Raw genomic sequence first — 20,759 nt, forward strand, 5'->3', positions numbered from 1 at the left:
TCGATATGGCTAAACGCAAAACTGCTTATGTATGCTCTGATTGTGGGGCTGAATATCCTCGTTGGCAAGGACAATGTAACGATTGTAACACTTGGAACACTATCACAGAATTTGTAGTCTCTTCTGCTATCAGCCCAAGTGGCCGGAATACAGGTGGCTATTCAGGTCAAACTAAAGCCAAAATTGAGTCCTTAGCAAGCATCGATTTGCAAGCACTACCTAGATTTGAATCTGGTTATAAAGAGCTGGATCGGGTTTTGGGTGGAGGCATTGTACCGGGGTCAGCTATATTGATAGGCGGCTCCCCGGGTGCAGGTAAAAGTACATTGTTATTGCAGGTCATGTGTCAAATGGCCAGTAACAAAAACGCACTATATGTTACGGGTGAAGAATCTTTGCAACAAGTTGCTATGCGGGCACAACGCCTTGGCTTGGCCAAAGACAAACTAAAATTGCTGGCCGAAACCAATATTGAAGTGATTTGTGATCTCGCTTTACAGCATAAGCCTGAACTCATGGTGATTGACTCCATTCAAGTGATGCAAGTACCTGATGTGCACTCGGCTCCAGGCAGTGTTTCACAAGTGCGCGAAAGTGCCGCTTATTTAACACGGTTTGCTAAACAGCATCATATCGCTATGTTTTTAGTCGGTCATGTGACCAAAGATGGCAGTTTGGCAGGCCCCAAAGTGTTAGAACATTGTATTGATTGTTCAATGATGCTTGAAGGTGAAAGTGATAGCAGATACCGCACTCTAAGGAGTCAAAAAAACCGGTTTGGCGCTGTGAATGAGCTAGGTGTTTTTGCCATGACCGAAAAAGGTTTAAGAGAAGTGAAGAATCCCTCAGCTATTTTTCTGAGTCGAGACGATCAGCAATCTCCCGGTAGCATCGTCATGGTGGTGTGGGAGGGGACTCGGCCACTGTTAGTGGAAATTCAAGCTTTAGTGGATTATTCACAAATGGCTAACCCAAGACGGGTTGCCATAGGGCTGGACCAAAACCGTTTGGCAATGTTATTGGCGGTGTTACACCGACATGGCAATGTACAAATGAACGATCAAGATGTGTTTGCGAATGTCGTAGGTGGGGTAAAAGTGAATGAAACCAGCGCTGATTTAGCCTTGTTGTTATCCATAGTATCTAGTTTTCAAAATAAAGTCTTAGACAAAGAACTGATCGCATTTGGGGAAGTCGGCCTCGCGGGTGAAATTAGACCTGTACCTAACGGCTCAGAAAGAATTAGCGAAGCGGTTAAACATGGATTTAAACGCGCTATCGTCCCTAAAGCTAATGTGCCGAAACAGCCTGTGGCAGGTATCGATATTGTTGGGGTGTCGAGATTATCAGAAGCTCTTGAAGCTATATGATTATTTATTGAAGCTCATTATAGGTCGTAATATAACCACACCATTGTCTGGCATTGACTCTGGGCTTGTGGCTTTCAAAAGGGGGCGTTTCAAATCAAAAATCTTATTGCAACTTCATCATATTGGTTTACCCGATCCCAAGTTCGGCGAATGGCTCGCTACACCGGTGGGGTTATTAATACAGGTCGCCCCTTTTCCTATTATCGTAAAGTCTTTTTTAATAATCATAGCAAAAGTTCTATCTTGGCAAATTTGCAAGGCAAGAAATTGCTAGATATTGGGTGTGGATATACCCCTTATTCTGCGGATTCTATGTTTAGGGCTTGTTTTGATGGGGGTATTGAGTTTTATGGCATTGATCCCATTATTGAAGAAAATATCACGTTCAAAGCGCGTGACTCGATTTTTACACGCTTAACGGGTGGCTCTGGACGATTTGACTCCAATGCGCCGGGAGTGGAACGGGCGATTTCTGCCATGGCAGATGACCTGCCATTTGGCGATAATGAAGTTGACACGATCTTGAGCTGTTGGTTGATCTTTATTTGGATTAACAAAGAACAGGAGTTGTTAAAAATATTTACAGAGTTTCATCGAATTCTTAAAGTCGGCGGTAATATAAATCTTTACCCCTTACCAGATTGGAATAGTTTTCGATTCAAAAACCGAGAGTTGAAATCGTTACTAAATAAGTTTGACTTCACCCAGCAGTTTATCTTTGAGCCTTTTAATTTCCAGTACCCGCCTACAAACCGATTAACATTCACAAAAAATTGTTAGTCGATAAATATATACCCTAATCTGTGAGGGAAACTAAAGACGTCACGCCTATACGTTTTTCCTTATTGCGCAGAAAACAGCCGGCTAAATTAGGATAATTCCGTAGATAATCCATGCTATTCAATCAAATATTTAGAATTATTTGACAACATTTACAATGGGTATACATGTCAATGCTTCCTAACTGGATACAAGGTGTCATTAAAAAAAAGCCAGTTAGAATTAAATTCTATCTGGCTTTGGTTTTTTCGAAGTAAATCAACTCATGGTAAAACTATGAGTTGAACTTAGTCTTTCTATTGCGAATATGTAACATTGATAACAGCAATAAGCTTAACCAAGCCATTGAACCACCACTTTCGTTATTTTCCACTACAACATTGTAAGTTGTGGTCACCGTAGATAAACCGTCAGATACAGTCAACTGGAATCTAATCGGTATGTCATCACTTACCTGAGGAGCTCGAAAACTCAAGGTGGCTGCTGAAGTGTCAAAAGAGATCAACTCAGATGTCAACTGCACCCATTGGTAGGTTAATTGATCGTTGTCAAAATCACTAGATCCAGACGCATCAATAGTCACCATAGCACCTTCACTCACAACGGCATCACCTGTGATATTAATTTCAGGTGGGGTATTTGGCATACAGATTGAGCCAAATATGGTATCTACCCACTCAGGATAATCGATAAACGGATTTCGATTGCCTTGATACTCGTAGACTACATCATTGCGTTGAGTTTCTGCTGCAGAGACTACATCAATTAAATGCCAATCATACAAAGTACATAATTTACCAAATTCAGGTGAGCCGGTATCTGTGCCAATATTGTCAACTAAGATTAAATCAGGGGTATCTTCGGTTGAAGCACCTGCATAACGTACGTCCATATAGAACATCATACGCGCTACGTCACCTTTTACCTCATCACGAGGTTCAAACGTACGATTGGCTGAATCTACAGAGTTAAGTGGAGATTCCGCTACTGGGATACCACCTGCCTCAAAGTCATAGTTACTGCGGGTAGAATTCACTGATGCATCTGCAGGACGTAAATGGTGAGCATCGGTATAGCCAAGTTGAGATTGATTTGGGAAACCATGACTTTTTGACCAAACATGTTCACGGTTCCACGCATCAGGATCTGAAGATTGGGCACCACTGCCATTTGAAAACTTAGGCAGGGAATCACCTCTATAAAGCGTGATAATATTATCTGAATTATCTGGATCTTCATCTGAAAAGGTCAATACACTCCATACTTCACCATAACTAAGTTGTGTGTGATTAGTAGAGATAATAGTATTCACTTCATTTCTAAGATCAGCGGGGTCAGCGGCAAGCGCGACTGCATAATAATCAGAAGCGATAAAGGTTGTCGCATCGGCTATTTTAGTTATATCTGGGCAATTCAAGCAAAGACCTGTTTGTGGCACGATTCCTTCGCCTTCAAGTGGAAGAGGTTCGTTACCAGTACAAGCCGTTTCACCAGGGCAACCTAAGCCGTCAGACGTATCTTTATCAAACACTACCCATTCGTTAGGTGTGTTAGGAAAGACATCGTCAACGATAATATCACCAGTAGTAACCGTACTTAGGCGCCGAAGAGTCTTATTCGCCGTGCTAAAATTCGCATCATTAGGATCAGTCCACTCACTTCCTGGATCTTCACCAATGCGGCCTAAACTATCAACAATGGTGCCATTGACCGTTAATACCAAAGCATCATCACCATTAATGAAAGTGACATTTGAGGCAATTCCTTGAGGCGCTAATTTTTTAAATACTTCGTCTGCACCGCTGTTGAAGATAACGATACTAGAATTAGGTACCAAAATGCCGATCAAGTTTTCGCTATTACTAGCATCGGTATTGCCATTATTAAAGGCTTCTAGTCGATAACCTGCGGTAAATAAATCTACGCTTTCAGTACCAAGGTTAGATATTTCAAACGCTTTATTGTTGCTACCACCTTCAATATATTCAGTAATTAATACGTTTGCGTTAACCGGGTTGCCGCCGCCAGTATTATCATTTGTACATACACCTTCACCAGGACAACCTAAGCCATCAGAGGTGTCTTGATCAAATGTTAGCCATTCGTTGCTTGCGCCACCAGGAAAACCATCGTCAATAACAGTATCACCAGTCGTTACCGAACTTAGACGGCGAAGTGTTTTATTCGCTGTGCTGAAATCAGCATCATTTGCATCAGTCCAAGCACTACCTGGATCTTCGCCAACACGACCAAAACTATCTACTACAATGCCTGCTTTAGTGAGTACAAGTGCATCATCACCGTTGAAAAAAGTAACCTGTGAAGAAATCCCATTAGGGGCATCAAAAACAAATTCTGGATCTGCACTAGCGTTGTATATGACTAAAGAAGCATTCGGCGCTAACGTGCCAATTAATAACTCGGTATTGCCTTCATCAACACTGCCATTGCTATAAAGTGCAAGTTTGTACTCGCCAGCACCCAGGTCAACATCTGTTGAACCTAAGTTAGTGATTTCAACTGCTTTATTGCTACTGCCTCCTTCAATATATTCGGTAATTAATACTATTTGGGCAACAGGGTCTCCGCCGCCAGTATTATCATCTGAACAGGCAACTTCACCTGCGCAACCTAAGCCATCAGCTGTGTCTCGATCAAACGTTAACCATTCGTTGCTTGCACCAGGAAAAGCATCGTCAACAACAGTATCACCAGTCGTTACAGAACTTAGACGGCGCAGTGTTTTATTTGCTGTGCTGAAATCAGCGTCATTTGCATCAGTCCAAGCACTGCCTGGATCTTCGCCAACGCGGCCAAAACTATCCACCACTACGTCTGCTTTTGTGAGAACAATTGCATCATCACCATTAAAGAAAGTCACGGTTGAGGCAACCCCATTAGGGGCATCAAAAATAAATTCAGGATCAGCACCTGAGTTGTAAATCACCAAAGAAGCATTTGGCGCTAACGTGCCAGTCAACAACTCTGTATTGCCTTCATCAACACTACCATTACTATAAAGTGCAAGTTTGTATGCGCCAGCACCCAAATCAACGTCTGTTGAACTTATGTTGGTGATTTCAATTGCTTTATTACTACCGCCACCTTCAATATATTCAGTAATTAAGATGGATGCTGCAGCAGGGTCGCCGCCAGTATTATCATTTGAACACAGCGTTTCACCGCTACAACCCAAACCATCTGCGGTGTTTGAATCAAACGTCAGCCATTCGATGCTGGTGCCAGGAAAAGCATCGTCAGAAATAGCATCACCAGTTGTTACAGAGCTTAAACGACGTAGTGTTTTATTCGCTGTGCTGAAATCAGCATCATTTGCATCAGTCCACGCACTGCCTGGGTCTTCACCAACGCGGCCAAAACTATCCACCACAACGTCTGCTTTAGTGAGTAGAATTGCATCATCACCGTTAAAGAAAGTTACGGTTGAGGCAATCCCATTAGGGGCATCAAAAATAAATTCAGGATCAGCTCCTGAGTTGTAAATAACCAAAGAGGCGTTAGGCGATAATGTGCCAGTCAACAATTCGGTATTACCTTCATCAACACTGCCATTGCTATACAGAGCAAGTTTGTACTCGTCAGCAGCCAAGTCAACCGCAGCAGACCCCAGGTTGGAAATTTCAATCGCTTTGTTACTACTACTGCCTTCAACATATTCAGTTATAACAACATTTGCCATTGCCGTTGCAGACAAGAGGCAAGACAATGCTGTGGTCAACATGGCCTTTTTAAATATTTGTTTCATTTTATATATCCGTTATTCGTATTTGAATTTTATTATCAATCACATTGCTACAACGCAAAAAAATGCGCCTGTAGCAATTAAAAAGAATGATTTGGAATGAATGACTTAGAATGAGTAGCGTACGCCCATCTTGATGCGCCAAGCTGAGGCAAAATCAACCTGGGAATAATTACGCGTATCATAGCCTCTAAAAACCTCGTCAATTTGATATTGACCTTCGCTAGACAGTCCACCTAAGTCGTACAAATTAACCGAAGAAAAGCTAAGTCGACGCTCAAGGCCCCAGTCTTTATTAAGCAAATTACCTAAATTAGAAATGGTAAAATAGAGGGTGCCTTTGTGGCCTTTAGCAAAACCAGGGATCTCCTGCTGAATACTTAAATCGGCAGTCGTTACCCAAGGTTGACGACCTGTATTACGATCTAAAATACAACCACAAGCATTAACACCAGCACGGTCTAGTACGGTAGATAATTCATCCCAGCTAATTGAGTTATCCCAATCAATATTGGGATCATCGGCACCACTTGGAATATAAGGGAGGTAAGCTGAATTGGTATAGAATTCTTCTGTGTCGCCAAAGTCTTCATCTCTAAACATGCCCATAGCCCAACTAAATGGACGACCTGAACGACGTTCTAAGAATAAGTTAATGCGTGTGGTATAACCTTCAAACACTTCAGTGTTGTAACCAAGATTTAACTTAAAGCTATGTTCAATTTGGTAATGGCCAGTATCTGCAAATGCTTGATTGCGGTTAACGCCCACAAGGTGTTTGTAGTTACTTTGGTTTCGAGAAGAAGAGCCAACTTGGTTTTCCGTCACATCTTGATTGGCATAGTTCATGCTGACACTCATGCCATTATCCCAATCTTTTGCCAACGAAGTAGTAAAGATAATGCTGCGACCATCGTCATCTGAATTCGTCATCATAATGTCGAAATTTTCGGCCGCATCACCTTCATAAATACTTTGTTGGATCAGGCGAATACCATCAGCCGCGTAATTTAGACTACCATTCTCGTCTAGTGGGTTTAGCGCTGTATTGTACCAAACCGCTTCATTTTGCTTTTTGATGTATAGCAGTTCAGTGGTCCAAGAGAAGTTTTCGCCTAACATCGGAATATCAAAGATATAGTCAATCGCTAACTGGGCGCGCCAATCAGAAGGCAGTTTGAAGTTGGGATCGGTGTAATTTGTGCTACCTGAACCAGCCTCAAGGGAGTCTTGTATTGCTTGTGGTACGGAGGTGAAATCGGCTGGGGCCGTAGTATTAGCAAAATAATTGTTGATAACACTTTCGTTTGCTTCCACTAATGTTATGCCATCTTTAGTGAATGGTCCGTTGTACCAAACATTAGGCACTTTGTTTGAGAAACGCCCTAAACCACCACGTACCTTAACGTCCTCGTTTACAAACCATTTGAAGCTAATTCTGGGCAAGATAATACTTAAACCATCAAGATTCTCTTGATTTCTAAAACCATAGGTTTCAAGGAAATTAGCGTTAAGGGTGGGTTTATCTTCTGAACTTAAACTTTCATAACGAAGACCTGCGGTAACCTCGACGTTATCGAACAGTTCAAAGTTATCTTCAATATAAAAAGCCGACGTATAACGAACTGTGTCGTAAGCAGTATCCTGAGCATTATTAGTATAAGCATTGGCATAGCTAAAATCATAATTGCCTCGGAAATTTCCTACTTCCCGATTTTCAAATCCTACAAGGCTATCAAACTCCCAAGAACCCAAAGAATTTTCTGCAAACAAGTTATATAAACGTAAACGCTGGAGTTCGAAACCAAAACTTATGTCATGCTCTCCATAGAGATAGTTAGCATCTAAATGAATGGTTAGATTTTCATTTTCAGACGCGTTGGCGTGACGGAAGACGTCAGTACCAAATTCATAAGATGGGCCACGAAAAAACTCTTCTACTATTACACTACCAAAATCGCTATTGGTAATGGAATTAGCTTTAACATCTTTAAAGGAAATACCAAATTCAGTACTGAATTCATCTGACCAACTAGAATAAAATTTTGCAGCAACATTATTCATTTGAGTATCATAAACATAACGGCTAGAGGCTAGACTAACGGTATTACCACCTAGCCCAAAATTGCGCTCATCTTTATCGTCTTGCCATTGATAAGTAAGATCCATACGATGTAAATCGCTTATATTCCAGCTTATCTTTAGCAAACCACGATCATTAGTATCTTCTGGATCACCGCCAAGAGAGTCGCTTAAACCATAAACAGTATCGAGTATTCTTAAGACCTCGTTGTAATTGTCTTCTGAGGTATTATATTCATTTGCTGCTCCACTGCCTTCAAATCCGTAATCTAAATCAAGGTCACTTTTCCATTGATCATAATCAAGAAAGAAGAATAATTTATCTTTAATTATCGGTCCGCCGATAGAAAGACCTATTGTACTTTGGCTGTTAGAAGAATCGACAGAATTCAATTCATAGGTTCTAAACCCATCATCATCAAGGACAGGATTACTACCATCAAAAATCTGTGAAGGTCTTTCAACTTTGCCGGAAAGGTCAGGATCAGTAAATTCATAAAAAGCACTGCCTTTAAATTCATTGGTTCCTGATTTTGTTACCGCATTAATGGCTCCGCCTGAGAAACCCGTTTTTCGTACCGAAAATGGTGCGGCTGCTACCGAAATTTGCGCTATGGAACTTAAACTAATAGGTGAACGTTCTGTAGGATAACCACCAAAATTCAAACCAAAATCATCATTTTGACCGATACCGTCAACAGTAATGTTGTTAGTGCGTGGGTTGCCTCCAGCGATTGTCATGTCACCGCTGCCATTGATATTAACCAAGGGATTTAGACGAGCGATATCTTTAATATCGTTGTCAAAGCTAGGAAGTCGGTTAATCATATCTTCGCCAAATACGCTAGCCGCACCGTTGGTTTCGAATATTCGGCCGGCAGTTACTTGAATACGTTCAAGGTTGCTGTCTTCTAACTGGACACTAAAACGGTAAGTATCACCGAGTTGTAAAAAAATATTGTCTGAGTCAGTATCACGATAAACATCGGAATCAATGGACACCATATAAGGACCACCAACTCGCAAGCCTGTTGCTAAAAAAGTACCCGCTTCATTAGTACGAAACTCTCTGGTAGTACCAGATGGTTGGTGAATAATTACAACTTTGGTGTTTGTGGCGGCCTGCCCCTCTGGAGTGATAATTTTGCCGCGCATCGCTGAGGATGTTTCGTTAGCCGAAGCAATATTACTGGCACCTAGTGCTGCAGTCATTGCCAAGCATAACGCAGTGCGTTTCAACATGGTTTTCATGTGTGTTTCCCTAATTGTTATCAAATCAGGTGAGATAAAAACAAGTCCGTTTATTTAATTATTCACCCGTTAATTATTATGTTTGTAGGTAAAAATGGATCATCTAGTGAGCATTCACGAATAAAAATCTGAGATAGTATAAGGAGGTGAAAATAAACATACAATGTGCATTTTCGTTAAGATTTTGTGCGTAAATTCAGTTGGTTATAAAGTGAGCGTTAGTGGCTTGAAAACCCGCATGTTGTATTTTTATTGAGCAAAACCTGACCATTTGGTCTATGCAAATAATTTATTGATATATAAGCTTTTTGATCCGGTAAAATAATGAGTCGGTATTGTTGAAAAAGCAGCGGAACAGTGTTTTTTGACGTGTTTACTCTGAATGCTATAAAGAAATTTCGTTTGAATTACTGACTGCGAACATTCGAAAATGGCATATAAGCACCCAAAAATATAAGTACCTAAGTAACAATACCTAAATAATTTCCGCTTTTGTTTAACCATATTCTAAGAGTTGTTAAGCGTTGTAAGAAAATAAAAAGGCGCTGAATGCGCCTTTTTATTAGTGGTTAATATTAGTGGTTAATCGTTATTTACTAATTTTTTTATACTTCAACCTATGAGGTTCAACCACATCTGTTCCATAGGTCGCTTTTAACCATGCGGCATATTCGGTGTAGTTACCTTCATAGAAATTGATTTTTCCTTCGTCACGATAGTCCATTATGTGAGTGGCTATTCTGTCTAAAAACCACCTATCATGAGAAATAACCATCACACAGCCCGGGAACTCCAAAATGGCGTTTTCCAGGGCGCGTAACGTTTCAACATCCAAGTCATTGGTGGGCTCATCCAGAAGCAAAACGTTGCCGCCGGCTTTTAATAATTTAGCGAGATGCACACGGTTGCGTTCACCACCCGACAAGTTTTTCATAAACTTTTGTTGGTCTGAACCTTTAAAATTAAAACGTCCACAGTATGCGCGACTGTTTAGTTCAAAGTTTCCAATGCGGATAATCTCTGAATCATCAGAGATTTCTTTATAAACCGTATTGTCACCGTTCGTTTGGTCGCGGAACTGATCGACGCTGGCTAAGTGTACTGATTCACCCACATCAATTTTACCGGCATCGGGTTGCTCGTCACCACTGAGCATTTTGAATAAGGTGGATTTACCCGCTCCGTTAGGGCCGACTATGCCAACAATGGCACCTTTGGGTATTTTGAAAGTGAGGTCATCAATTAATAATCGATCACCATAGGATTTTTTGAGGCCCGTTACTTCAATGACTTTGTCCCCTAAACGTTCACCGGGTGGGATAAATAACTCGTTGGTTTCATTGCGTTTTTGGTAATCGCCGGTATTGAGTTCTTCAAACCTAGCCATACGCGATTTGCTTTTTGATTGGCGACCTTTTGCGTTTGATCGCACCCACTCTAGCTCAGTTTTGATGGATTTTTGTCTGGCGCTCTCGGTTTTTTCTTCTTTCTCAAGACGTGCATCTTTTTGTTCTAACCAAGATGAATAGTTACCTTCCCAAGGTATACCTTGGCCACGGTCAAGCTCGAGTATCCACCCAGCTACATTATCAAGGAAGTACCTATCATGAGTAATCGCGACCACTGTGCCTTCATAATCATGTAAGAAACGTTCTAACCAAGCCACTGACTCTGCATCCAAGTGGTTAGTAGGTTCGTCGAGTAATAACATTTCAGGTTTTTCGAGTAGCAATTTACACAGTGCAACGCGGCGTCGCTCACCCCCTGACAGTTTGCTAACGTCGGCATCCCAAGGTGGTAGGCGTAAGGCATCGGCTGCGCGTTCTAAGGCGTTTTCGAGATTATGCCCATCTTTACTTTGGATGATGGCTTCTAGCTCACCTTGTTCTTTCGCTAAGGCATCAAAGTCCGCGTTTTCTTCTGCATAGGCTGCATAAACTTCATCGATACGTTTTAGAGCATGTGCTACATCTGCCACTGCTTCTTCTACGTTACCGCGCACATCTTTGCTTTCGTCCAATTGAGGTTCTTGGGGTAGATAGCCAATTTTTAATCCGGTTTGAGGGATCGCCTCACCTTCAATTTCAGTGTCTATGCCAGCCATGATTTTTAGTAAAGTGGATTTACCTGAACCGTTTAAACCCAATACACCGATTTTTGCACCGGGGAAAAAACTAAGGGAAATATTCTTTAAGATATGTTTGCCGGGTGGAACCACTTTACCGACACGAAGCATGCTGTAAACGTATTGAGCCATAACTGTCTTTATTGAGTTAATTTGTGAGTAGTGTAAGTCAGTGCAAGGGCAGGGTAAAAGGTATTGTGATTTTTAGTGTGGCTTTTTATGAATAATGGATGTGATTTAGCGTCAGCTATCGTAGTATTTTATTCTCTTTGACTGTTAATAAGGTAAAACATGCGTGGCTTTAATTGGGGCGTCATAGGTCCTGGAAATATTGCTAATACATTTGCAAAAGCAATCAAGTCGTCTAAAAAAGGTAAAATTTTGGCAGTAGCCAGTCGTTCAACAGAGCGAGCAGCCGAGTTTGCGAACACCTATCAAATTGAAAAAACCTACTCAGATTACGGGAAAATGCTGGCTGATCCCGAGATCGATATTATTTATATTGCTACCCCTCACAACTTTCACTATCAACAAGCAAAAATGTGCTTAGAAGCGGGTAAACACGTGTTAGTCGAGAAACCTTGCACCGTAAATGCCAAACAAATGCAAACGTTAGTTGAATTAGCTCAACGCAAAAATTTACTGTTGCAGGAGGCCTTGTGGAGCCGTTTTATGCCTTGTTTATCAAAACTTAGGCAGCTATTAAATGAAGGCATAATAGGGGATATTCAATATATTCAGTCAGAAATTGGTTTTGCATTTCAAAATAGAGAAAAAAGTCGTTTGCTAAAGGCTGAGCTTGCTGGTGGGTCACTACTGGATTTAGGTATTTATAGTATTACCGTCAGTCAGTTTTTACTTCAGGAACACCCTGATAAAGTTGACGCTATGGGGCAATTAACTGATCAAAACGTAGACGGACATGTATTAGCAAATATGCATTATGCATCTGGCCGTTATGCGCAATTTACTTGTTCTATGTTATCTCAAACCAGCAATACGATGCGGATAGTGGGAACAGAAGGTTACGTAAATTTACCCGCCTGTTTTTGGGATACTGATACTGCTTCTATTTATCGCGATAACAAGTTAATTCAAAGTATTGACATTCCTCATCCGGTTAACGGGTTTGAATATCAAATTGAAAAAAGCATGGAGTGCATCGAACAAAATAGGCAGTGCAGTGATTTGATGTCACATCGCGACAGCATAGGAGTACTTAATGTGATGGATAATATCCGCAAGCAAATTGGGGTGCACTTTCCGGGTTCGATTGAAGCGCTGTAATTAATAGGATCATTGTGTATAAAAAAGCGTGCAAAAAGCGTTACAACTTTTGGTTGTTTGTCATACCACATTGCCACTATACAAATTGTTTAAAATAACTAAACTATGCGCTGTTTATTTAGGGTGTGTTAACCCTAATTTTAATTACCCCATAGTTGAGGAAAAGTGATGCTAACACGTGATATGAATATTGCTGATTTTGACCCGGAATTGTTCCAAGCAATTCAAGATGAAAACCAACGTCAGGAGCATCACATTGAGCTGATCGCTTCTGAAAACTATTGCAGCCCACGTGTTTTAGAAGCTCAAGGTTCCCAGTTAACTAATAAATATGCAGAAGGCTATCCACATAAACGTTATTACGGTGGTTGTGAATATGTAGATATTGCTGAAGATTTAGCCATTGAACGGGCTAAACAATTGTTTGGTTGCGATTATGCCAATGTACAGCCACATGCAGGTTCACAAGCTAACGCTGCTGTATTTATGGCATTGATCAATGCCGGAGATACAGTATTAGGAATGAGTTTGGCCCACGGTGGTCATTTGACTCACGGTTCACACGTTAATTTCTCGGGTAAAACCTATAACGCGGTGCAGTATGGTTTGCATCCTGATACCGGCGAAATTGATATGGCGGAAGTGGAAGCATTGGCGATTGAACACAAACCTAAAATGATTATCGCTGGTTTCTCTGCTTATTCAGGCATAGTTGATTGGCAGAAATTCCGTGAAATTGCAGATAAAGTAGGGGCATATTTGTTAGTGGATATGGCTCACGTTGCTGGTTTGGTTGCGGCAGGTGTTTATCCTAGTCCTCTTCCTCATGCTCATGTTGTCACCACTACTACCCATAAAACTTTGGCTGGTCCTCGCGGCGGGTTGATTTTATCGGCTTGTGGTGATGAAGCTATTTATAAAAAGCTCAACAGTTCGGTATTCCCTGGCAATCAAGGTGGGCCTTTGTGTCATGTCATCGCTGCTAAAGCGGTTGCCTTTAAAGAAGCGCTACAACCTGAGTTTAAAGTTTATCAGCAGCAAGTGGTTCTGAACGCTAAAGCTATGGTTGCTGTGATACAAGAGCGTGGGCACAAAGTTGTTTCAGGTGGCACCGAAAACCATTTGTTCTTATTAGACTTAATTGGCAAAGAATACACAGGTAAAGATGCGGATGCTGCGTTAGGTAACGCTAATATCACTGTTAATAAAAACTCAGTGCCAAATGATCCTCGTTCACCTTTTGTCACCAGTGGATTACGTCTTGGCTCACCCGCTATTACACGCCGTGGTTTTAAAGAACAGCAAGCCAAACAAGTCGCCAATTGGATTTGTGATGTATTAGATAACATCAATGATGAATCTGTGATTGCACGTGTTAAAGGTGAAGTAGTTACATTGTGTGAGCAATTCCCTGTTTATGCCTAAGCGATTGCTAGATTGATATAAAAAAGCCGACGAAAGTCGGCTTTTTTATTGCTTTTTATTGCTTATAGTATGACTGGCCGTGGAATTTTGTTAATTTAGTCTTATTCACTATCCAAATTTGAAATCATTTATGTTTTGCCCATTTTGTTCTGTACAAGAAACTAAAGTCATCGATTCCCGTCTTGTGGCTGATGGCAGCCAAGTGAGACGCAGAAGAGAGTGCACGGTATGTAAAGAACGTTTTACGACATTTGAGATGGCAGAATTGGTGATGCCTCGGATAGTCAAGCGTGATGGCTCTCGTGAGCCTTTTAATGAAGACAAGTTGCGGGCTGGTTTGCAGCGCGCCTTAGAAAAACGCCCAGTCAGTACCGAACAAGTAGAGCAGTGTATTAGTCGTCTGAAATCTTCGCTGCGAGCCACAGGTGAGCGCGAGGTCAGTAGTGAATTTCTCGGTAATTTGATAATGGATGCATTGAAAGAACTCGATAAAATTGCTTATGTGCGTTTTGCGTCTGTGTATCGTTCGTTTGAAGATATTCGAGAATTTGGAGAAGAGATCGCGCGGTTGGGCGACTGAATTCTGCTCTGGTAATTGTCTTCTTTACACTCTTGTATGTGTATGTATGTATTTATTTATTGGTAACCCATGACTCAATTTTCTAAAACAGATCATCAGATGATGGCTCGTGCTATTCAATTAGCTAAACGCGGCGAATATACTACTGCTCCTAATCCTAATGTGGGTTGTGTTATCAGTAATAGCCAAGGTGTCATTCTGGGGGAAGGCTGGCACAAAAAGGCGGGAACGCCCCATGCAGAAGTACATGCATTAGAACAAGCGGGTATTTCTTCAAAAGGAGCCTCAGCCAAAGGAGCAACTGCCTATGTGACGCTAGAGCCTTGCAGTCATTATGGCAGAACACCACCTTGCGCAGATGCATTAATCGAGGCAGGTGTTACTAGGGTAGTGGCGGCTATGGTTGATCCTAATCCACTGGTATCTGGGAATGGTTTAATAAAGCTACAAGAAGCTGGGATAAAAACTGAGCATGGTTTATTACAAGCCTCAGCTGAACAGCTTAACCGTGGCTTTATAAAACGTATGCGTACTGGTAAACCTTGGGTCACAGTTAAACTGGCGGCAAGTTTGGATGGTAAAACTGCGTTAGCAAACGGTTTAAGTCAATGGATCACTGGCCCACTGGCAAGGCAGGATGTGCAAAGGCATCGCGCCAGAAGCTGCGCTATTTTATCGGGTTCTGGCACAGTAATAGCCGATAACCCTATGTTAAACGTGCGTTATGCTGAACTTAACTTAGCTGCTGATGTGTTAGCGCAAACAGACTTACGTCAACCTTTGCGGGTGCTATTGGATGGGCGTAATCAGTTGCCGCCATCGTTAAGTTGCCTGCAGTCTTTTGAAAACAACCTTGCGGGTAATGTTTTGCTTGTTAATGGTCAGCCCAGTGATCATCAATTTGCACCCCATGTGAGTCAATGGCAAGCACCTTTTAACGGCAATAAGTTAGACTTAGTTAAAGTGATTGCCAAGTTAGGTGAGATGCAGCTAAATCACATTTGGGTTGAAGCGGGTGCTAAACTTGCGGGTGCATTACTGCAAAATAAACTGATTGATGAATTGATTTTGTATCAAGCGCCCAAGTTAATAGGGAACGCAGGGCAAAACCTGTTTGATACTATGACAATTGAAGTTATGGATGAGGTGGCTGACCTCACTTGGGCCGATATTCGGCAAGTGGGCGACGATATAAAAATGACTGCGCTTTTTAATCATTAAACCATCGGACTCATCATTAAAGTATTATCTTACCCATGAATCACGTTATTGAGAGATTATGTTTACTGGAATTATAGAAGACGTGGGACTGATTGAAGCTTTGATACCTTCAGGTGCAGACATAAGGTTGTCGATTAAAACTGACAAACTGGATATGAGTGATGTGTCCTTTGGTGATAGTATTGCAAATAACGGTGTGTGTTTAACCGTCGTCGCCATGTCGAAACATGGCTTTAGCGCTGACGTTTCACACGAGACTATTAAACGCACCGGCTTTGCCAACTATCAAGCGGGTAGTAAGGTTAATCTTGAAAAAGCATTACAAGCTACTAGTCGTTTAGGTGGGCATATTGTCAGTGGTCATGTGGACGGTGTGGGTGACGTATTATCTATTACACCTGTTGGCCGTTACATAGAAATATGGGTCAAAGCGCCTGACGAGTTAGCCAAATATTTAGCTGAGAAAGGCTCGATTACGGTTGATGGTGTAAGCCTAACTGTCAATCAAGTGAATGGCGCTAAATTTTTATTAACTCTTATTCCACATAGCTTGAAGGAAACCATTATTGGGCTTTATCAAGTCGGTACTAAGGTTAATTTAGAAGTAGATATTATCGCCCGTTATCTTGAAAGATTGATGTTAGGTGACAAAGCATCAGATGATTCAAGTGATAATCATAAAAAAGATATCAGCATGGCGTTTTTAGCAGAAAACGGCTATTTGAAGTAAAGTAGGGTCACCCAAATGTGTTGGTCCCAAGGGCGAGAATGATGCCCTCAATAAAATTTAAAAGAAGACAATAAACTATGGCATTAAATAGCAGTGAAGAGATAATCGAAGATATCCGCCAAGGTAAAATGGTTATCTTAATGGACGATGAAGATAGGGAAAACGAAGGCGACATCATTATGGCCGCCGAACATGTTACCCCCGAAGCTATTAATTTTATGGTAACCCACGCTCGCGGTTTAGTGTGTTTGCCTATGACTGCCGAGCGCTGCCGAGCGCTTAAATTGCCCTTGATGGTAGATGATAATAGCGCCCAATTTTCAACTAATTTTACTGTGTCTATTGAAGCCGCAGACGGTGTTACCACAGGTATATCGGCTTCAGACAGAGCCAAAACTGTTTTGGCGGCAGTAGCAAAAAATGCCCAGCCTAGCAACATAGTGCAACCGGGGCATATATTCCCATTAATTGGTAAAGAGGGTGGTGTATTAAACCGCGCAGGGCATACTGAAGCGGGTATCGACTTGGCACGATTAGCAGGTTGCGAACCTGCATCGGTCATTGTTGAAATACTCAACGAAGACGGCAGTATGGCCAGACGCCCAGAGCTAGAAATCTTCGCCGCCAAACATGATATGAAAATTGGCACTATTGCCGATTTAATCGAATACCGAAATTTGAACGAAACTACTATTCAACAAGTCGCTAAGTGTAAACTTCCCACTGAGTATGGAGAGTTTGATTTAATTACCTACAAAGATGTGATTGATAACCAAGTACATTTTGCTATGTGTAAAGGTGAAATTAACAGCGAAATCCCTGCTTTGGTAAGAGTTCACTTACTCAATAGTTTTAGTGATTTATTAGGTTCTCAGCGGGCTATTTCCAGAAGCATGGGTCTGCCGCAAGCCATTAAATATATTGCTGATAATGGTGGTATTTTAGTGTTACTAGGTAAAGATGAAGACTTGCTGACTCAGGTCAAACAATTTGAAGCCGAAGATAAGGGCGAGAAACCCGCGAATGCCCCATGGACTGGCTCATCTAGAACGATTGGTATAGGCAGTCAAATCTTAGCCAGTTTAGGTGTTAAAAAAATGCGTTTGATGAGCAAACCCAAAAAGTACCATGCCTTGTCTGGTTATGGTTTAGAAGTGGTTGAATACGTCGAAATATAAGAAATAAAATTCACAATATTTCCCATTAAGGATGTGCTAAACTGCGCGCCGATTTTTCCAGTAAGGTTTATAGATGAATATTATTGAAGGTAACATTCGCGCGACAGGCAAAAAGTTTGCACTCGTGGTTTCTCGGTTCAACAGTTTTGTAGTTGAAAGCTTAGTAGACGGTGCGCTAGATGCCCTAGAAAGACATGGTGAAGTCAACGAACAAGATATTACTTTGGTTCGCGTGCCTGGTGCTTACGAGCTTCCCATTGCAGCTAAAAAACTGGCTGAACAAAACAAGTACGATGCCATTATTGCTTTGGGCGCAGTTATCCGTGGAGGCACACCTCACTTTGAGTTTGTCGCTGGAGAATGTAATAAAGGCCTTGCACAGGTATCTCTAGAATACGGTATTCCCATTTCTTTTGGCGTGATCACCACTGATAGCATAGAACAAGCTATCGAACGTTCTGGTACTAAAGCCGGTAACAAAGGCGCAGAAGCAGCCATTAGCGCGCTAGAAATGGTCAATGTGTTAGCAAATATTGAAGAGGCTAAATAGGTGAAACCTAAAGCCCGACGTCTAGCCAGAGAGCTTGCGGTACAAGCTGTTTATTCTTGGCAAATGAGTAAAAACCCGGTTGAGCAAATCGAGCTAAGTATAGTCACCAGTAATGAAATGCAGAAAGTCGATACTGAATACTTTTTGGAATTATTGCGAGCAGTGGTAAAAGACTGTGCTGACTTAGATAAAAAAATCAAACCTTACCTTGGGCGCCTGCCTGAAGAGCTAGATCCAGTAGAAAAAGCCATTCTCAGAATCGCCACTTACGAACTAGTTGGCAGAATTGATGTCCCTTATAAGGTTGTTATCAATGAAGCCATAGAGTTGGCTAAATCTTTTGGCGCAGAAGAAAGCCATAAATTCGTTAATGGCGTGCTGGATAAAGCGATTAAAACTCTGCGTAAAGACGAGTTGTCTTAACTTTTTCAAATAGGCTTAACCTTGAAAATAGGCTTAACCATGAAAATAGTTTAAGTCCAACTTTTCTGTCACCTCATGTAACTAAAATTAGTATTAATGAAAGAATTTAATGTAATTGAAGACTTTTTCAAAGCAAAAAGTATTCAACGTAAAGACGTGATAATTGGTATTGGTGATGATGGCGCTGTTACGCGTATCCCACAAGGTCAAGCCTTAGTCACTACTACCGACACTTTGCTAAGTGGTGTGCATTTCTTAGCAGACACGCCTGCCCATGCTATAGCGCAAAAAGCCATGGCTGTTAATCTAAGCGATTTGGCGGCCATGGGCGCAGAACCTGCCTGGATAAGTTTATCTTTGAGTCTGCCTACAGTTGATGTCAATTGGTTGCAGGCTTTTTCTAATGGTTTGCAAGAACATGCTGAATATTACAACGTGCAACTTATTGGCGGCGATACAGTTCAGGGGCCTTTAGCGATAACTATTACGGCACAAGGGTTTGTGCCTTTTGATCAAGCTTTGACCAGAAGTAAGGCTAAACCAGGTGATTCAGTATACGTTACTGGCAGTCTAGGGGATGCTGGATTAGGTTTACATATAGCGCAAAAAAAGTGTGTGGTAAACAATCAGTTTCACCAAGAATTTTTGCTTAATCGTTTAAATTATCCCACACCTAGGTTATTGGTCGGCACTAGTCTTAGGCGTATTGCCAGTGCTTGTATTGATATCTCCGATGGTTTGGTGTCTGATATCAAACATATTCTCAATGCGTCGCAGTGTGGTGCAACAATACATGTTGATAAATTGCCAATGTCACAAGCCTTAATAGAATCGGTCTCTAGTAGTGAAGCTATTGATTATGCCTTAAGTGCAGGCGATGATTACGAGTTATTATTCACTGTGAGTGAAGAACAAAAAGGCCAATTGGAGACAACCTTAGCCAATGCTAACGTGCATGCGACCTACATTGGTCAATTGAACGGCAATGCAGGTAAGTTAGATTTGCGCCAAGCAGATAAGCCATTCGAATATAACACCAAAGGTTACGAACACTTCTAATCGCTACATCCTAAGGGAGACGCTGTAATGGACAAACAAATACGTAGTCGTGTTAGTTTACTTAATCCTGTGCACTTTTTGGCGTTTGGGTTTGGTAGTGGTTTAGCGGCAAAAATGCCTGGTACATTTGGTACCTTGGCAGCACTGCCTTTAGTTGTGCTGTTATCTCATTATGCTAGTTTTTCTGTTTACTTGATTGTCACGATACTGGTCAGTATTGTGGGGATCTGGATCTGCGGGAAAACCGCCCAAGACATGGGCGTGCATGACGATTCTTCTATTGTGTGGGATGAGGTCGCGGGGATGCTGATTACTATGCTCGCCGTTCCTTTAAGCTGGCAAACATTGCTGGTTGGTTTTGTGCTATTTCGCTTTTTTGATATTCTTAAACCTTGGCCAATTAGTTATTTAGATAAACACGTACATGGCGGTTTTGGCATTATGATTGATGATGTGTTGGCAGGGGTATTCGCCTTAGGTGTTTTACATCTCGGTTTGTTTTTAATTTAATTGTTTATCACTATCCGCTAATTTCTAGGCTTTTTAGCCTTTGCTCACTAAACAGATTGCCTAAATAAACTTCCTGCCCATAAAATTATTACAAGAGACAAGTATAATACTCAGCCAGCTTTATAATGTATGTTGAGCAAGATAGATATGTACCTATAGAAAATTTTTGTTTGATTGGGATCTAGATGCTGGAAATAATGACAACAACTGGATTTATTTGGCGTTTCGTACTAGGCAACCGCTGCAGCAAATTAAATTTGATGCAGCAGAAATGTTACGACACGGCATGGCACAAAACTTTATTACATCCGATCTATATATCGCTGATATTCAGCTCGGAACAGAAATTATGAGTGGTACTGGTCAAGTTTGGCTCAATCATAACCAAGTAGATGTGGTTTCGAGTAACCATTAGGCACTAGGAT

Annotated in this window: 16 protein-coding genes; 13 read left to right on the forward strand and 3 right to left on the reverse strand. The window is 41.4% G+C overall.

What is annotated here, in order from left to right:
- Nucleotides 1-5 precede the first annotated feature (5 nt).
- Nucleotides 6-1,370 (forward strand): DNA repair protein RadA, encoded by a 1,365-nt coding sequence (gene radA, locus CXF95_RS25480; protein WP_101201295.1) that lies wholly within the window; start codon nucleotides 6-8, stop codon nucleotides 1,368-1,370.
- Nucleotides 1,371-1,520: 150 nt separating this feature from the next.
- The gene (locus CXF95_RS25485; RefSeq protein WP_101201296.1) at nucleotides 1,521-2,150 is read left to right on the forward strand and encodes a class I SAM-dependent methyltransferase; all 630 of its coding nucleotides are present in this window, start codon (nucleotides 1,521-1,523) and stop codon (nucleotides 2,148-2,150) included.
- Nucleotides 2,151-2,424: 274 nt separating this feature from the next.
- Here CXF95_RS25485 and CXF95_RS25490 read toward each other — a convergent pair whose 3' ends face one another.
- The 3 genes from CXF95_RS25490 to ettA form a co-directional block, all read right to left on the reverse strand.
- Nucleotides 2,425-5,916 carry a lamin tail domain-containing protein gene (locus CXF95_RS25490; protein ID WP_101201297.1) on the reverse strand — a complete coding sequence of 1,164 codons (3,492 nt, stop codon included), beginning with the start codon at nucleotides 5,914-5,916 and terminating at the stop codon, nucleotides 2,425-2,427.
- 105 nt (nucleotides 5,917-6,021) lie between these two features.
- The gene (locus CXF95_RS25495) at nucleotides 6,022-9,246 is read right to left on the reverse strand and encodes a TonB-dependent receptor domain-containing protein (RefSeq protein WP_101201298.1); all 3,225 of its coding nucleotides are present in this window, start codon (nucleotides 9,244-9,246) and stop codon (nucleotides 6,022-6,024) included.
- Between the two features lie 589 nt (nucleotides 9,247-9,835).
- Nucleotides 9,836-11,503, reverse strand: coding sequence for an energy-dependent translational throttle protein EttA (gene ettA / locus CXF95_RS25500; RefSeq protein ID WP_101201299.1), 1,668 nt, complete (start codon nucleotides 11,501-11,503; stop codon nucleotides 9,836-9,838).
- Between the two features lie 159 nt (nucleotides 11,504-11,662).
- Between ettA and CXF95_RS25505 the strand changes: the two genes are divergently transcribed.
- The 11 genes from CXF95_RS25505 (at nucleotide 11,663) to CXF95_RS25555 (ending at nucleotide 20,749) form a co-directional block, all read left to right on the forward strand.
- Complete coding sequence (locus CXF95_RS25505; protein ID WP_101201300.1) at nucleotides 11,663-12,658, forward strand: Gfo/Idh/MocA family protein; 996 nt, start codon at nucleotides 11,663-11,665, stop codon at nucleotides 12,656-12,658.
- A gap of 168 nt (nucleotides 12,659-12,826) precedes the next feature.
- The gene (glyA, locus tag CXF95_RS25510; protein WP_101201301.1) at nucleotides 12,827-14,083 is read left to right on the forward strand and encodes a serine hydroxymethyltransferase; all 1,257 of its coding nucleotides are present in this window, start codon (nucleotides 12,827-12,829) and stop codon (nucleotides 14,081-14,083) included.
- A gap of 130 nt (nucleotides 14,084-14,213) precedes the next feature.
- Nucleotides 14,214-14,663 (forward strand): transcriptional regulator NrdR, encoded by a 450-nt coding sequence (gene nrdR, locus CXF95_RS25515; protein ID WP_101201302.1) that lies wholly within the window; start codon nucleotides 14,214-14,216, stop codon nucleotides 14,661-14,663.
- 69 nt (nucleotides 14,664-14,732) lie between these two features.
- Nucleotides 14,733-15,884 carry a bifunctional diaminohydroxyphosphoribosylaminopyrimidine deaminase/5-amino-6-(5-phosphoribosylamino)uracil reductase RibD gene (gene ribD / locus CXF95_RS25520; RefSeq protein WP_101201303.1) on the forward strand — a complete coding sequence of 384 codons (1,152 nt, stop codon included), beginning with the start codon at nucleotides 14,733-14,735 and terminating at the stop codon, nucleotides 15,882-15,884.
- 58 nt (nucleotides 15,885-15,942) lie between these two features.
- A complete protein-coding gene (locus CXF95_RS25525; protein WP_101201304.1) occupies nucleotides 15,943-16,614 on the forward strand; it encodes a riboflavin synthase in 672 nt (223 codons plus the stop codon).
- A 77-nt stretch (nucleotides 16,615-16,691) separates the two neighbouring features.
- Nucleotides 16,692-17,792 carry a bifunctional 3,4-dihydroxy-2-butanone-4-phosphate synthase/GTP cyclohydrolase II gene (ribBA, locus tag CXF95_RS25530; RefSeq protein ID WP_101201305.1) on the forward strand — a complete coding sequence of 367 codons (1,101 nt, stop codon included), beginning with the start codon at nucleotides 16,692-16,694 and terminating at the stop codon, nucleotides 17,790-17,792.
- Between the two features lie 73 nt (nucleotides 17,793-17,865).
- Nucleotides 17,866-18,342, forward strand: a complete 477-nt coding sequence (ribE, locus tag CXF95_RS25535; protein WP_101201306.1) for a 6,7-dimethyl-8-ribityllumazine synthase — start codon at nucleotides 17,866-17,868, stop codon at nucleotides 18,340-18,342.
- Nucleotides 18,343-18,765 (forward strand): transcription antitermination factor NusB, encoded by a 423-nt coding sequence (nusB, locus tag CXF95_RS25540; RefSeq protein WP_101201307.1) that lies wholly within the window; start codon nucleotides 18,343-18,345, stop codon nucleotides 18,763-18,765.
- A gap of 96 nt (nucleotides 18,766-18,861) precedes the next feature.
- Nucleotides 18,862-19,824, forward strand: coding sequence for a thiamine-phosphate kinase (thiL, locus tag CXF95_RS25545; protein ID WP_101201308.1), 963 nt, complete (start codon nucleotides 18,862-18,864; stop codon nucleotides 19,822-19,824).
- Nucleotides 19,825-19,851: 27 nt separating this feature from the next.
- On the forward strand, nucleotides 19,852-20,334 hold the full coding sequence (locus CXF95_RS25550; protein WP_101201309.1) for a phosphatidylglycerophosphatase A: 483 nt from the start codon (nucleotides 19,852-19,854) through the stop codon (nucleotides 20,332-20,334).
- 166 nt (nucleotides 20,335-20,500) lie between these two features.
- Complete coding sequence (locus CXF95_RS25555; protein WP_232788043.1) at nucleotides 20,501-20,749, forward strand: hypothetical protein; 249 nt, start codon at nucleotides 20,501-20,503, stop codon at nucleotides 20,747-20,749.
- Nucleotides 20,750-20,759: the final 10 nt, after the last annotated feature.

This window comes from Paraglaciecola sp. MB-3u-78, assembly GCF_002835935.1.
Classification (GTDB): domain Bacteria; phylum Pseudomonadota; class Gammaproteobacteria; order Enterobacterales; family Alteromonadaceae; genus Paraglaciecola.